The organism is Oceanihabitans sediminis, from assembly GCF_003337215.1.
In the GTDB taxonomy this organism is placed as follows: domain Bacteria; phylum Bacteroidota; class Bacteroidia; order Flavobacteriales; family Flavobacteriaceae; genus Oceanihabitans; species Oceanihabitans sediminis.
In genome coordinates this window covers 693012-706547 of sequence record NZ_QPIG01000001.1, presented here as the reverse complement: position 1 = coordinate 706547, position 13536 = coordinate 693012, and the positions used below count along the sequence as shown (strand labels likewise).

At 33.3% G+C, this 13536-nt stretch carries 12 protein-coding genes; 3 read left to right on the top strand and 9 right to left on the bottom strand.

The features are described 5' to 3' along the window. The first annotated feature begins 6 nt into the window (after positions 1-6). From DU428_RS03205 to DU428_RS03195, 3 genes are all read left to right on the top strand, one after another. Positions 7-996 (top strand): aspartate-semialdehyde dehydrogenase, encoded by a 990-nt coding sequence (locus DU428_RS03205; RefSeq protein ID WP_072347688.1) that lies wholly within the window; start codon positions 7-9, stop codon positions 994-996. 115 nt (positions 997-1111) lie between these two features. Continuing rightward, complete coding sequence (locus DU428_RS03200) at positions 1112-3271, top strand: prolyl oligopeptidase family serine peptidase (RefSeq protein WP_072347690.1); 2160 nt, start codon at positions 1112-1114, stop codon at positions 3269-3271. A gap of 60 nt (positions 3272-3331) precedes the next feature. Then, entirely contained in the window at positions 3332-4249 is a 918-nt protein-coding gene (locus tag DU428_RS03195) for an ABC transporter ATP-binding protein (RefSeq protein WP_113965790.1), read from the top strand. A gap of 30 nt (positions 4250-4279) precedes the next feature. On the opposite strand, the gene DU428_RS03190 is transcribed toward DU428_RS03195, so the two are convergent. From DU428_RS03190 to DU428_RS03150, 9 genes are all read right to left on the bottom strand, one after another. Next, the gene (locus tag DU428_RS03190) at positions 4280-4711 is read right to left on the bottom strand and encodes a GreA/GreB family elongation factor (protein ID WP_113965789.1); all 432 of its coding nucleotides are present in this window, start codon (positions 4709-4711) and stop codon (positions 4280-4282) included. Then, positions 4708-5412 (bottom strand): monofunctional biosynthetic peptidoglycan transglycosylase, encoded by a 705-nt coding sequence (mtgA, locus tag DU428_RS03185; protein ID WP_072347695.1) that lies wholly within the window; start codon positions 5410-5412, stop codon positions 4708-4710. The genes DU428_RS03190 and mtgA overlap by 4 nt, the downstream gene beginning before the upstream one ends. A 1-nt stretch (position 5413) precedes the next feature. Continuing rightward, positions 5414-6526: an NAD(P)/FAD-dependent oxidoreductase gene (locus tag DU428_RS03180; RefSeq protein ID WP_113965788.1), complete on the bottom strand. Its 1113-nt coding sequence runs from the start codon at positions 6524-6526 to the stop codon at positions 5414-5416. 94 nt (positions 6527-6620) lie between these two features. Beyond that, the gene (locus DU428_RS03175) at positions 6621-9302 is read right to left on the bottom strand and encodes a zinc-dependent metalloprotease (RefSeq protein WP_113965787.1); all 2682 of its coding nucleotides are present in this window, start codon (positions 9300-9302) and stop codon (positions 6621-6623) included. Positions 9303-9620: 318 nt separating this feature from the next. Next, positions 9621-10973: an acetyl-CoA carboxylase biotin carboxylase subunit gene (gene accC / locus DU428_RS03170; RefSeq protein WP_113965786.1), complete on the bottom strand. Its 1353-nt coding sequence runs from the start codon at positions 10971-10973 to the stop codon at positions 9621-9623. 85 nt (positions 10974-11058) lie between these two features. After that, on the bottom strand, positions 11059-11550 hold the full coding sequence (accB, locus tag DU428_RS03165) for an acetyl-CoA carboxylase biotin carboxyl carrier protein (protein ID WP_072347702.1): 492 nt from the start codon (positions 11548-11550) through the stop codon (positions 11059-11061). Positions 11551-11584: 34 nt separating this feature from the next. Continuing rightward, positions 11585-12580 (bottom strand): beta-ketoacyl-ACP synthase III, encoded by a 996-nt coding sequence (locus tag DU428_RS03160; RefSeq protein ID WP_072347704.1) that lies wholly within the window; start codon positions 12578-12580, stop codon positions 11585-11587. Between the two features lie 180 nt (positions 12581-12760). Then, positions 12761-12961, bottom strand: coding sequence for a 50S ribosomal protein L32 (gene rpmF / locus DU428_RS03155; protein WP_072347706.1), 201 nt, complete (start codon positions 12959-12961; stop codon positions 12761-12763). 8 nt (positions 12962-12969) lie between these two features. Beyond that, positions 12970-13509 (bottom strand): YceD family protein, encoded by a 540-nt coding sequence (locus DU428_RS03150; protein ID WP_072347708.1) that lies wholly within the window; start codon positions 13507-13509, stop codon positions 12970-12972. Positions 13510-13536: the final 27 nt, after the last annotated feature.

Sequence of the window (13536 nt, the reverse complement as noted above, 5' to 3'; positions counted from 1 at the left end):
AATTATATGAAAATAGCTGTAGTTGGCGCTACCGGAATGGTTGGCGAAGTAATGAGACAAGTACTGGTAGAACGCAAATTTCCAATAACAGAATTTATACCCGTAGCTTCAGAAAGATCGGTTGGAAAAGAAATTCGTTTTAACGGAAAAGATTATAAAATTGTTTGTGTACAAACTGCTTTAGAGATGAAGCCCAACATAGCGATTTTTTCTGCCGGAGGAAGCACCTCTCTAGAATGGGCTCCAAAATTTGCTGAAGCTGGTATTGTAGTTATAGATAACTCTTCGGCTTGGAGAATGGATCCAACCAAAAAATTAGTTGTTCCTGAAATCAATGCCAAAGAACTTAGCAAAGAAGATAAAATTATAGCAAACCCAAATTGCTCAACTATTCAACTAGTTTTAGCGCTTGCACCACTTCATGAAAAATATAAAATGAAACGCGTTGTAGTTTCTACTTACCAATCTGTTTCGGGAACAGGAATTAAAGCGGTGCAACAATTAGAAAACGAAACAAAAGGAATAGAAGGCGAAATGGCTTATCCTTACCAAATAAACAGAAACGCATTACCTCATTGTGATGTATTTGAAGAAAACGGATACACCAAAGAAGAAATGAAGCTTGCTAGAGAACCACAAAAAATATTTAACGACAGAACCTTCTCTGTTACAGCAACAGCCGTTAGAATTCCAACAAGCGGAGGACATTCAGAATCTGTAAACGTAGAGTTTTTAAATGATTTTGATTTAGCAGAAGTTAGAGAAATACTAAGCAATACCGAAGGGATTATAGTTCAAGATAATACTGCCACAAACACCTACCCAATGCCTATTTTAGCTAATGGTAAAGATGAAGTTTTTGTTGGAAGAATTAGAAGAGATGAAACACAGCCAAACACATTAAATATGTGGATTGTAGCAGATAATTTACGAAAAGGAGCTGCTACAAACGCAGTTCAAATTGCAGAGTATTTAGTAAAAAACCAGCTAGTTTAAATCCAAAAACCAAAAATTCCATATAAAACAATATAAAAACACTCTAAAAGGTACAGCTAAATTTTATTAGAGCTTTATTTATCTTATTTTTATACCAAATTAAATTTAACATAAAATGAAAAAAATAACCCTTTGTTTAATTACAGCAATAACTATTATGTCTTGTAATGAAGAAAAAAAACAAGCAGAAACTAGTATAGAATTAAACTATCCTGAAACCAAAAAAGTAGATACTGCATACACGCATTTTGGTGAAACAGTGAAAGACCCATACAGATGGCTTGAAGATGACAGAAGTAAAGAAACTGGTGACTGGGTAAAAGCGCAAAACCAAACAACATTCGGTTATTTAGAAAATATCCCATACAGAAAAGAATTAAAAGAACGTCTAGAAGTTTTATGGAACTACGAGAAAATTGGAGCACCATTTAACGAAGGAGACTATACATACTTTTATAAAAACGACGGATTACAAAATCAATATGTAATTTATAGATATAAAAAAGGTGGCGATCCTGCATCTGCGGAAGTTTTCTTAGATCCTAATAAATTTAAAGAAGACGGAACTATTTCTTTAGGACAAACAAGTTTCTCTAAAGATGGTAAAACATTAGCATATTCTATTTCTGAAGGTGGTTCTGACTGGAGAAAAATTATGGTAATGAACACAGAAACTAAAGAAATTATTGAAGACACTTTAGTTGATATTAAATTTAGCGGAATTTCTTGGTACAAAAACGAAGGCTTCTACTACTCTAGTTATGATAAACCAGAAGGAAGTGAATTATCTGCAAAAACAGACCAACATAAAGTTTACTACCACAAGCTAGGAACTTCTCAAAAAGAAGACAAACTTATTTATGGTGGTACTCCAGAAGAAAAGCACAGATATATTTATGCTAATGTAACAGAAGACGACAATTACTTACTATTATCTCCAAGAGTTTCAACTTCTGGAAATAAACTATACCTAAAGGACTTAACAAAACCAAACAGTCCTTTAGTAGCTATTGTTGACCATACAGATAGCGACACTCAAGTGATTGATAACATTGGAAGCAAACTATACTTAGTAACAAACTTAGATGCTCCTAACCAAAAAATTGTAACGGTAGATGCAAAAAACCCAACTCCAGAAAACTGGAAGGAATTTATTGCAGAAACAGAATACGTATTAACAGCTTCTAAAGGAGGTGGATATTTCTTTACAGAATATATGGTTGATGCTATTTCAAAAGTTTCGCAATATGATTATGAAGGGAAATTAATTAGAGAAATTGAATTACCTGGATTAGGAAATGTTGGTGGTTTTGCTGGAAAGAAAGAAGAAAAAACGCTTTATTATTCGTTCACAAACTACAACACACCTTCAAGCATCTATAAATACGATGTAGAAACAGGAAATTCTGAATTATACTGGAAACCTAGTATCGATTTCAATTCAGATGCATACGAAAGCAATCAAGTATTTTATAATTCAAAAGACGGAACAAAAGTTCCTATGATTATTACCCATAAAAAAGGATTAGAATTAAACGGTAAAAACCCTACGATCCTTTACGGTTACGGTGGATTCAACATTAGCTTAAACCCAAGCTTTAGCACTGCTAATGCTGTTTGGATGGAACAAGGAGGAGTTTACGCTGTACCAAACTTACGTGGTGGTGGTGAATACGGGAAAGAGTGGCATAAAGCTGGAACACAAATGCAAAAACAAAATGTATTTGATGATTTCATTGCTGCTGCAGAATACCTAATCGATAACAAATACACAGATTCTAAGCATTTAGCTATTTCAGGTCGTTCTAACGGAGGTTTATTAGTTGGAGCAACAATGACGCAGCGTCCAGATTTAATGCAAGTAGCGCTTCCAGGAGTTGGTGTATTAGACATGTTACGTTACCATACATTCACAGCTGGAGCTGGATGGGCTTATGACTACGGAACTGCTGAGGATAGCAAAGAAATGTTTGAATACTTAAAAGCTTATTCTCCGGTTCATAACGTAAAAGAAGGAGTACAATACCCTGCTACTATGGTTACAACAGGAGATCATGATGACCGTGTTGTACCTGCACATAGTTTTAAATTTGCTGCAGAATTACAAGACAAGCAAACAGGAAGCAATCCAACGCTTATACGCATTGAAACAGATGCGGGTCACGGAGCAGGAACACCTGTGAGTAAAATCTTAGAGCAACATGCTGATACCTTTGGCTTCACACTTTATAATATGGGGTTTGAAGAATTACCAAACAAAGAAATTAAAAAGTAAAACTTTGAATGACACCAAACCCTTCAGTATAAAAACTGAAGGGTTTTTTGATTTTTATATATGCTTCAAGTAAAAAACCTTTCCTTTTCATACAAGGAAACCCCTGTTTTAAACAATATATCTTTTTCTGTAAAACCAGGAGAACATCTTTCTATTATTGGTGAAAGTGGTTCGGGAAAAAGTACCCTTTTAAAAGTACTTTACGGAAAGTATGATTTGAATGAAGGAAATATTTATAGGAAGGAAACCGAAATTCTTGGTCCGAAATTCAATCTAGTAGTCGGCTATGATTTTATGAAATATGTAGCACAGGAATTCGATTTGATGCCATTTACATCTGTTGCAGAAAATATAGGAAAACACCTTTCTAATTTTTACCCAGAAGAAAAACAAGAAAGAACAAAAGAACTACTAGAAATTGTAGAACTCACTCCTTTCGCCAATACAAAAGTGAAATTATTAAGTGGCGGACAAAAACAACGAGTGGCCTTAGCAAGAGCTTTGGCAAATACACCTGAAATCCTATTGTTAGATGAACCCTTTAGTCATATAGATAATTTTAAAAAACAATCGCTTCGCAGAAACGTATTTCGATATCTAAAAGAAAAAAATATAGCCTGTATTGTTGCAACGCATGACAAAGAAGATGTTTTAGGTTTTGCAGACAGTATGATTGTTTTAAACAACAAAAAACTATTAGCTCACGATAAACCCGAAAGCTTATACAGAAACCCAAAAACACCTTTAATTGCAGCTTTTTTTGAAGAATTTAGCATTATAAGCAATGAAATTGTTTATGCTAGCAGGTTACAAGTTGTAGAGAATTCAGATTTAGAGGTAACAGTAAAAAATAGTTATTTCAAAGGAAGTTATTACCTAATAGAAGCAGTTTGGAATAACGAAAATGTTTATTTCGAACACAGAGAAGCTATTAATAGGAACACTAAAACATGTCTTTCTGTAGTAGACAAAAAATAATAACCTGCTGTTTACATCACCTTTAAAACTTCAAAAATTAGTTCCTCTAAAGTTAATACTGTCTCCCTCTTTTTTACCCATTAATAATTGAGCAATGGGAGTATTTACAGAAATAGCATAAAAGTTATCTTTTTCTACTTGTAACTCTCCGGCACTTATAGCAATAAAATAATTGGATTTAGTAGTGTAGACCACACCTCCTAGCAGAACAGATTCAGAAACTTTGGCTGCATCTATTTTGGAAAGTACTTCTTTTAATTTTTGTGTTTCTGCTAATTGCTGACCAATCTTTTCACGCTCTAATTGTAACATAGCACGACCCGTTTCATGCTTATCTCCCGCACTACTTTTTGTTTCAGAAGTTAAAGATTCTTGAATTTCTAAAATACCATTTTGAATGGTTTTCAAACGGTTTTCTACAAAATCTAAACACTGTTTATATAGTTGTTGTTTTACTATCAATCTGTTTTTTCTTTATTTAAATTATAATCTAAAACTCCAAAATTTCTAGATTGATTAACAATCCAATGCTTTCTCTTTTGTATATAATTTGAAGCCGGATTTGCCTGATAATTTCTAGGGTTTGGTAATATAGCACTAATTGCTGCTGCCTCATAAATACTTAATTTATTTGCCGATTTATTAAACCAATATTGCGATGCAGCTTCAATACCATAAATGTTTTTCCCCATTTCAATACTGTTTAAGTACACTTCCATAATTCGTTCTTTACCCCAAATTTTCTCGATTAAAAAAGTAAAATATACTTCCAAACCTTTTCGTAACCAACTACGTTCTGGCCACAGAAAAACATTTTTTGCCGTTTGTTGGCTAATGGTACTTGCGCCTTTTATAACTTTTCCTTTTTTGTTGTTTTCAAAAGCTTTTTCAATAGCTTCAAAATCGAAACCATTGTGGTATAAAAAATTCTGATCTTCGCTAGAAATTACAGCAAGCTGCATGTTTTTTGATATTTCATCTAAAGAAACCCATTGGTGATTATAGGATGTTTCTTTGCCATTTTGATGATTTTCTATACTTCTAATAATCATTAATGGCGTTATATACACAGGAACCCATTTATAAGGAAAAACCCAGGCTACAGAAAAGACAATTAGCCAAAAAATAGTTTTTAATATAAATAAGAAAAAACGTTTTATCATCTTACACCAATTCTGCTAATTCTTTTCCTACTAAACTACCTATTGCAACCCCCATACCACCTAATCTAACTCCACAATACACATGATTAGACAATTGTTTAACAACAGGCTGTTTACTTGTCCCTACTCCCATTATTCCAGACCATTTGTAATCTATTTCAAAGTCTATACCTGGTAAGATTGTTGTTTTTAATAATTCTTCTAATTTGTTTTGTATAAGACTTGTTTGCCCTAATTCGGTAGTTTCTTCTGTTTTAAAATCTAGGTTTCTTCCGCCACCAAATAAGATTCTATTATCAATATTTCTAAAATAGTAATAACCTCTATCTAAATGAAAGGTTCCTTTTATATGTAAATTCTTAATTGGTTTGGTGATTAAAACCTGTGCTCTTGCAGGTTTCACAGTAGGAATATCTAACTGTGAAGCAAAACCATTAGTTGCTATTAATAGTTTGGAAGTAGAAAACTTAAACTGATTGGTTTCTATTGTAACCGAATTCAATGCTTCAGTATAGTGTTTTACTTTTATATTATTGAGAATTTTGATGTTTTTAGAAAGTGCTTTTTGAAGCAAAGCCTCCATCATTTTTCCAGTATCTATTTGCCCTTCAAAAGGGTTGAAAATATAGTTTTCTTTTATTTTTTTAAACTGAAAAACATTCTTCTTTAAACCGAAAACATCCTTCTTAAAAATAGGCTTCAGTAACTGGTTCACATAGTTTATTTTTGAAACACAATCTTCAAATAGTTCTGAATCTGTTTCTGTAAAAAGTTCATAGCCGCCTAATTGTTTATAGGCAATAGTTTTGTTTCCTAAACTGCTTTTTAAAAGAGCTAAGCCATTTAAACGCTTATGAACTAAATCTACTACTTGATCTTCCGAATGACTGTTTAAATCGTCTAAAATTTCGCTTAAACTTCCAAAACAAGCAAAACCTGCGTTTTTAGTACTTGCTCCTTGGGGTAAGGTTCCTTTTTCTAATACTAAAATATTAGCTTTAGGGAATTTCTCTCTTAATTGAAGTGCACAGCTAAGTCCGACAATTCCACTACCAACAATAGTAAAATCTATATTACTTAACCAAGTTTTTATTTCCCAATAAGATAAATTCATTGCACTAATTTAAGGTATTTATTTATGACTTATGGGTATAAAAAAACTCCGAAATTACTTTCGGAGTTTTTATAGTATTAAAAAGGAATAGAAACTATTCTACAATAATCTTTTTAGTGAAAGTTCTATAACCGTCATTTACATTTAATAAGTACATTCCTGCTTGAACATTTCCTAAGTTAATAGTTTCGTTAAATGTTCCTGCATTATTAAATCCTTTCGTGTAAACCGAACGTCCTCTAATATCAAACACCTCTATAGATACATTATCTGAAGTAGAGTTAAATTTCACATTAAACTCTCCGTTATTAGGGTTTGGATAGATTGCAAAACTGTTTTCTAGAGTGTAATCTTCTGTACTTAAAACAGTAGAGCATATTTCAATAGACCAATCATTAATTGTTCCTGTATTTCCAGCAGCAAAATCAACTGCTGCAATATACCAATCTCCCGCAGTAGATAAACCATTGAACACTCCTAATGTTTCATCTGGAGTAAAGGTTCCAGTAATATTATCGCCACATACAATTGGTGGTGCACCATCAATAAAAGTAATATCAAAATTAGAATTTCCTCCGCAATTTCCTACCCATACGTTAACAAAAGCATTGTTCGTTTGAACATCAGGGTGCTGAATTTGCACTAATACTTCTCCTAATTCTGGATGAGATACATCCACATTAAATTTGATAGTAGTTTCATCACCTATTGTAACATTCTCGGTTACATTTATTGAATGAAATACAGGAGCACCTTGACCACCGCCAAAAGCACCGTCAGGAATAGCTAAGGCTATTGGACCTGATTCATATGAGTTACATACCTCTTCAACAGTAGCGTTTATTGAGAAATGTTTTTCGTTAATATTAAAGAATGAATGACCAACTGCTTCAACCATTACTCGACAAAAAGGAGCTACCACATCTGGTACAGAAACATCATAAGCCCCATTATTAGGAACGTTTGATGCCAATACAGTACCGAAAGTTACACCTCCATCTGTTGATAATAAAATATTTACATTAGAAACATTTATTCCTGCTCCTGTTGTATTTGCAACATCCCAAGTAATCGTTTTTGTTTCACCTGTATTCCAGCTAATTCCTGTTTCATTTTGAGAAGTCACAATAAAAGGTCCAGCAGCATCTGTCCAAGTAACAGTCATATCATCATAACTATTTGCTCCTCCACCTGCTTTATTATCTCTAACTGTAAGTCTAAAGTCAGCAGATCTTGCTACAGTTGGAACTTTTTCCCATAAACCTCCATTAAAACCTAATGAAACTAAATCAGAAAGTTTTGGAAAAGTTCTTGTTGGGTTAGTTGTTGGAATAGATGATCTAAATAAAGGCTCGTTACTATTTGTTGATGTAGCACTAGGAAATGGATTTAGTGCATCATTTTCATCAAATTGTTCCCAACAATATGTTAAGGTATCCCCAGCATCTGCATCAGATCCTGAACCTGTTAATCTAAATGGTGTTCCTTTTGGAAGGGTTAAGTTAGTACCTGCATTTGCTGTTGGTACGCTATTTCCTGTATCTGTTTCAACATCACAGTCTCTAGTAGAAACATGAGTAATTACTTGTTGTATTGAAAATGCATGGAAATATGGGTCAGAATTTGATTGAACGTCTGTAGCCCCAGTAATTCCAGCATATCCCATAATAGTAGAACCACTACCAGGCTCCATGTGAGCATTTGTGCCTTCATTTCTGATAGTAAAGGTATGGTTTGCTCCAAATTGGTGTCCCATTTCATGAGCAACAAAGTCAATATCAAAGTTTACTCCAACAGGACTTGTACTAGTTGTAAAACCACTTCCTTTGTTCCATTCACAAATACAACCAATACATCCAGCATTACCATTATTTCCTATACCAGCCATTAAATGACCAATATCATAATTACTTACACCAATATTACTGTTTAAAGTACTTCTTAAAACCGTATTATAGGCACCATCTGATGTTCCACTATAAGGGTCTGAAGCCGGATCTAAAAATACAACATCATCATTATTAGCAATTAATACCATATTTACGTTAAAGTCATTTTCAAAAACTGCATTTACCGTAGTAAGCGTATTTGCAATAGCAGCATTTACTTGAGGAAGAGTACCACCATGAAATTGAGAATACTCACCAGTAACAGACATTGCAAGATCGAAAGTATGTAATATACCATCTGCAGAAGTACGCGAGTTTTGACCTAAGTTGTCTAAACTCATATCAAAATCATCTGGAGTAGTACATTCAAACTCTTTAGCTAAACTGTAAGATTGTTCTTTCTTTAAAATAGATACTTTTGAAACATCTGTTCTACTAGGTTCTAAAACCATAGTCTTTCCTTCTTCTCCAGAAAGAATAATTCCAGATAAACCTTTATAAGGTGAAATTGTAAATCTTAAATAAGAACTTGGGGTATCAATTCCGTATCCTACATAAGATCTAATTTGTGGATATTGAGCCTGTAATTCTGGAGCCATTACAGAAAATTCTTGAATTATGTAACTTTCAGACTTTCCTTTAAGGTTAGGAATTTCTAGTGTAAAGTTACTAGATCTTAAGTTAGAAGCACCTCTAACTTGTGCTTTAGACAAGTCCACCATTAATTGGTCAATATTAATAGAGTACGTTGTGTAATCAGGTTGAATTGTTAAGCTGTTTTGCTGTTTGGCATTAACCGCCTTTTTAAAATGTTTGGTTTGTCCATTTACCGAAAAGCAAAGCAAAAACAGTGCTAACGATAAAACATTAAGTAGTTTTTTTCTCATAATTAGTTAGGTTGATTTTTTTGAAGCACTAAATATACTTAGCATAAAATAGAATGCAAATTTTATATTGTTAAATTACTATGCGAACATAGAGCTAGGAAGACTTAGCAGATATCCTTAATTATCATAATACCAAATAACTAATTGTTTGTATTAATATTTAAGCAGCTAATTATGATGCTACTATGTAAATTTTGTAGTTTAATAAGCATAAAAAAACTCCGAAATAAATTTCGGAGTTTTTAAGTTCCCAATTTCATAGGAATAAAATAATTAATTTGATACTTCTAGATAAATATCTAGAAGTATGTTTTACAATTAATCTTCTTTTGGTTCTTCCATTACAAAATCTTCCATGAATTTAGTAGTGTAATTTCCTGCTAAATAATCTGGATGATCCATTAATTGTCTGTGGAAAGGGATAGTTGTTTTTATACCTTCAATTACAAACTCATCTAAAGCACGCTTCATTTTATTGATAGCCTCTTCACGTGTTTGCGCTGTTGTAATTAACTTAGCAATCATTGAGTCGTAGTTTGGCGGAATAGTATATCCTGCATACACATGCGTATCTAAACGAACTCCATGTCCGCCAGGAGCATGTAATGTGGTAATTTTTCCTGGAGAAGGTCTAAAGTTATTATAAGGATCTTCTGCGTTAATTCTACACTCAATAGAATGTAATTTTGGTGTATAGTCTTTACCAGAAATTGGTACTCCTGCTGCTACTAAGATTTGCTCACGTATAAGATCAAAATCAATTACCTGTTCTGTAATTGGGTGCTCTACTTGAATACGTGTATTCATTTCCATGAAGTAGAAGTTTCTATGCTTATCTACAAGAAACTCTATGGTACCTGCTCCTTCGTATTTTATGTATTCTGCTGCTTTTACAGCTGCTTCACCCATTTTCTTACGTAAAGCTTTTGTCATAAACGGAGAAGGAACTTCTTCTGTTAACTTTTGATGACGTCTTTGAATAGAACAATCTCTTTCTGATAAGTGACATGCTCGACCTGTTGAATCACCAACGATTTGAATTTCGATATGACGTGGCTCTTCGATAAGTTTTTCCATGTACATATCATCATTTCCAAATGCAGCTTTAGACTCTTGTCTTGCAGATTCCCAAGCTTCCTTAAGATCTTCTGGTTTCCATACAGCACGCATTCCTTTACCTCCACCACCGGCAGAAGCTTTTAGCATTACTGGGTATCCTGTTTCTTCAGCTACTTTTTGGCATTCTTCAAAATCTGTAATAACTCCTTCACTTCCTGGAACACATGGTACTCCCGCTTTAAGCATTGTAGCTTTTGCATTAGCCTTGTCTCCCATTCTGTCGATCATTTCTTCAGAAGCACCAATAAATTTAATATTGTGCTCTTCGCAAATTTTAGAAAATTTAGCGTTTTCTGAAAGGAATCCGTATCCAGGGTGTATTGCGTCTGCATTTGTAATTTCTGCAGCAGCAATAATGTTAGACATTTTTAAATAAGATTCGCTACTTGCTGCTGGGCCAATACAAACAGCTTCATCTGCAAATTTTACGTGCAAACTTTCTGCGTCTGCAGTAGAATAAACAGCAACCGTTTTGATTCCCATTTCTTTACAGGTTCTAATTACACGAAGTGCAATTTCTCCTCTATTGGCAATTAGTATTTTTTTAAACATAATTTTGAGTTTATAAGTTTATAGGTTTTGTTTTTATTGTTCTAGCGGAAACTAGAACCTTAAATTTTAAACTTTAAACTTTAGATTATGATGGGTCTACTAAAAATAGTGGTTGATCAAATTCAACTGGAGATGAATCATCTACAAGAACTTTTACGATTTTACCAGATACTTCTGATTCGATTTCGTTGAAAAGTTTCATTGCTTCGATAATACATAATACGTCACCTTCTTTAATAGTTTGACCTACTTCCACAAAAACTGGTTTGTCTGGAGCTGGTTTTCTATATAAAGTTCCGATAATTGGTGATTTTACGGTGATATATTTTGAGTTATCATCCTCTGCAGCTACAGGTTGCGCTGGTGTAACCGGAGCAGCTGGTTGTGCTGGAGCAGCTACAGGAGCTTGTGGCATCTGAGCTTGCATTGGAATTTGCTGAACGATTGTTTGTGTTTCAGTCTTATCATCACTACCTGTTTTAATAGTGATTTTCACATCTTCTGTTTCTAATTTTACTTCACTTGCACCAGACTTAGCTACAAATTTAATTAGGTTTTGAATGTCTTTAATATCCATAATATTTAGATTTAAATTATGCTTTTTTGTTTAGTTAAGAATTATAAGCCCATTTTAAGTAAATAGACCCCCAAGTAAATCCGCCTCCAAAAGCAGCAAGAACTATATTGTCTCCTTTTTTCAGTTCAGATTCATAATCGTTTAATAATAGAGGAATAGTTGCAGAAGTAGTGTTTCCGTAATTTTGGATGTTCATCATTACTTTATCTGCTTCTAGATTCATTCTGTTAGCAGTAGCATCTATGATTCTTTTATTTGCTTGATGTGCTGCTAGCCAATTTACATCATCATTTGTAAGATTATTTCTATCTAAAATTTTCATACAAACATCTGCCATATTAGAAACTGCCCATTTAAAAACAGTTTTACCATCTTGATATACAAAATGCTTTCCTGCTTTTACGGTTTCTAACGTAGCTGGTTCAATAGATCCACCTGCTGGTACTTGCAAAAATTCTCTTCCTGCACCATCACTTCTTAAGTATTCATCCTGAACCCCTAGGCCTTCTGAATTAGCTTCAAAAAGTACTGCTCCTGCTCCATCTCCAAATATGATACATGTTGCTCTATCTGTGTAGTCTATCATAGAAGAATTCATATCTGCTCCTATAACTAATACTTTTTTATATTTTCCAGATTCAATAAAGCTTGATGCTGTTGAAACTGCATATAAAAAGCTTGAGCAAGCTGCATCTAAATCGAAACCAAAAGCATTTGTTGCGCCTATTTTAGATGCTACATATACAGCTGTTGAAGAAGCTTGCATATCTCTAGTAGCTGTAGCAACAATTACTAGTTCTATTTCTTTAGGGTCTAGATCTGACTTTTGAATCAAATCTTTAGCTGCTTCGATTGCAAGAAAGGAGGTTCCTTTTCCTTTTTCTTTAAGTATTCTTCGTTCCTTAATACCTGTTCTCGTAGTTATCCATTCATCATTTGTATCAACCATTGTTTCCAATATTTGGTTGGTTAATACGTATTCTGGCAGATACTTTCCTACAGCTGTTATTGCTGCTGTGATTTTACTCATACTTTTGAGTGTTAATTTGACCTAAAAATCATTAAAAATTACCAAAAAGAGTACAAAATTATAAAATCTGTCTATTTCTAGTAAATTCTAATGCAAATTAAGTGGTTTTTAACGTAAAGAAAAACATAAAACAAAAAAAACGCTCACAATGGAGCGTTTTATTGTATGCACGCATAGTACTTATGCTACATTTTCTTCTTCAGAGTTATCAATTAATACTTGACCTCTATAGTATAATTTTCCTTCATGCCAATGTGCTCTATGATATAAGTGAGCTTCACCTGTTGTAGGGCAAGTAGCAATCTGTGGCGCAGTTGCTTTGTAATGTGTTCTTCTTTTATCTCTTCTTGTTTTGGAGATTTTTCTTTTAGGATGTGCCATTTTTTATGTTATTTATCCGTTAATAGTTTCTTTAATGTATTCCAACGAGGATCAATGTCCTCATCTTTATTTTTATCTTCAGCTTCTTTAGGGCTGAGTTCTTCTAATTTTTTTAGTATTTCAGAATCTAATGTTCCATCTTCTACTCCTGGATGGATTAGTTTATTAGGTACTGCTAAAACAATGAGTTCGTAAATATACTGTTGTACATTTATTTCATATTCACCGTGCGGTATGATTAATATATCAATGTTCTCATCATTGTATTCATCTCCAAACTTAACAACCAAATCAAAATTTGTTTCAACTTCTTGGTTGTAAGGCTCATTGGTTAAGTCACAATTTACATTTACAAATCCTTTAATATCAAAATCCAACTCTAATAATGTTGGTTTTTTTGTTAAAACAAGATTTACTTTAATGTTTGAATCATTGTAATCTTCATACCCAAAATGCTCAAAGAACGATTGTTCAATATCATACTCAAAATGGTGATTTCCATCCTTTAAACCTACAAATGGAATTGTAAATGTTTTCAACAGCTTCATTATTCACATCTATTTTGAGCCTGCAAA

What these genes read in the sequence shown, in the direction of transcription:
- DU428_RS03205 (WP_072347688.1), top strand. Translation starts at nt 7, where the DNA reads ATGAAAATAGCTGTAGTTGGCGCTACCGGAATGGTTGGCGAAGTAATG.
- DU428_RS03200 (WP_072347690.1), top strand. Translation starts at nt 1,112, where the DNA reads ATGAAAAAAATAACCCTTTGTTTAATTACAGCAATAACTATTATGTCT.
- DU428_RS03195 (WP_113965790.1), top strand. Translation starts at nt 3,332, where the DNA reads ATGCTTCAAGTAAAAAACCTTTCCTTTTCATACAAGGAAACCCCTGTT.
- mtgA (WP_072347695.1), bottom strand. Translation starts at nt 5,412, where the DNA reads ATGATAAAACGTTTTTTCTTATTTATATTAAAAACTATTTTTTGGCTA.
- DU428_RS03180 (WP_113965788.1), bottom strand. Translation starts at nt 6,526, where the DNA reads ATGAATTTATCTTATTGGGAAATAAAAACTTGGTTAAGTAATATAGAT.
- DU428_RS03175 (WP_113965787.1), bottom strand. Translation starts at nt 9,302, where the DNA reads ATGAGAAAAAAACTACTTAATGTTTTATCGTTAGCACTGTTTTTGCTT.
- accC (WP_113965786.1), bottom strand. Translation starts at nt 10,973, where the DNA reads ATGTTTAAAAAAATACTAATTGCCAATAGAGGAGAAATTGCACTTCGT.
- accB (WP_072347702.1), bottom strand. Translation starts at nt 11,550, where the DNA reads ATGGATATTAAAGACATTCAAAACCTAATTAAATTTGTAGCTAAGTCT.
- DU428_RS03160 (WP_072347704.1), bottom strand. Translation starts at nt 12,580, where the DNA reads ATGAGTAAAATCACAGCAGCAATAACAGCTGTAGGAAAGTATCTGCCA.
- rpmF (WP_072347706.1), bottom strand. Translation starts at nt 12,961, where the DNA reads ATGGCACATCCTAAAAGAAAAATCTCCAAAACAAGAAGAGATAAAAGA.
- DU428_RS03150 (WP_072347708.1), bottom strand. Translation starts at nt 13,509, where the DNA reads ATGAAGCTGTTGAAAACATTTACAATTCCATTTGTAGGTTTAAAGGAT.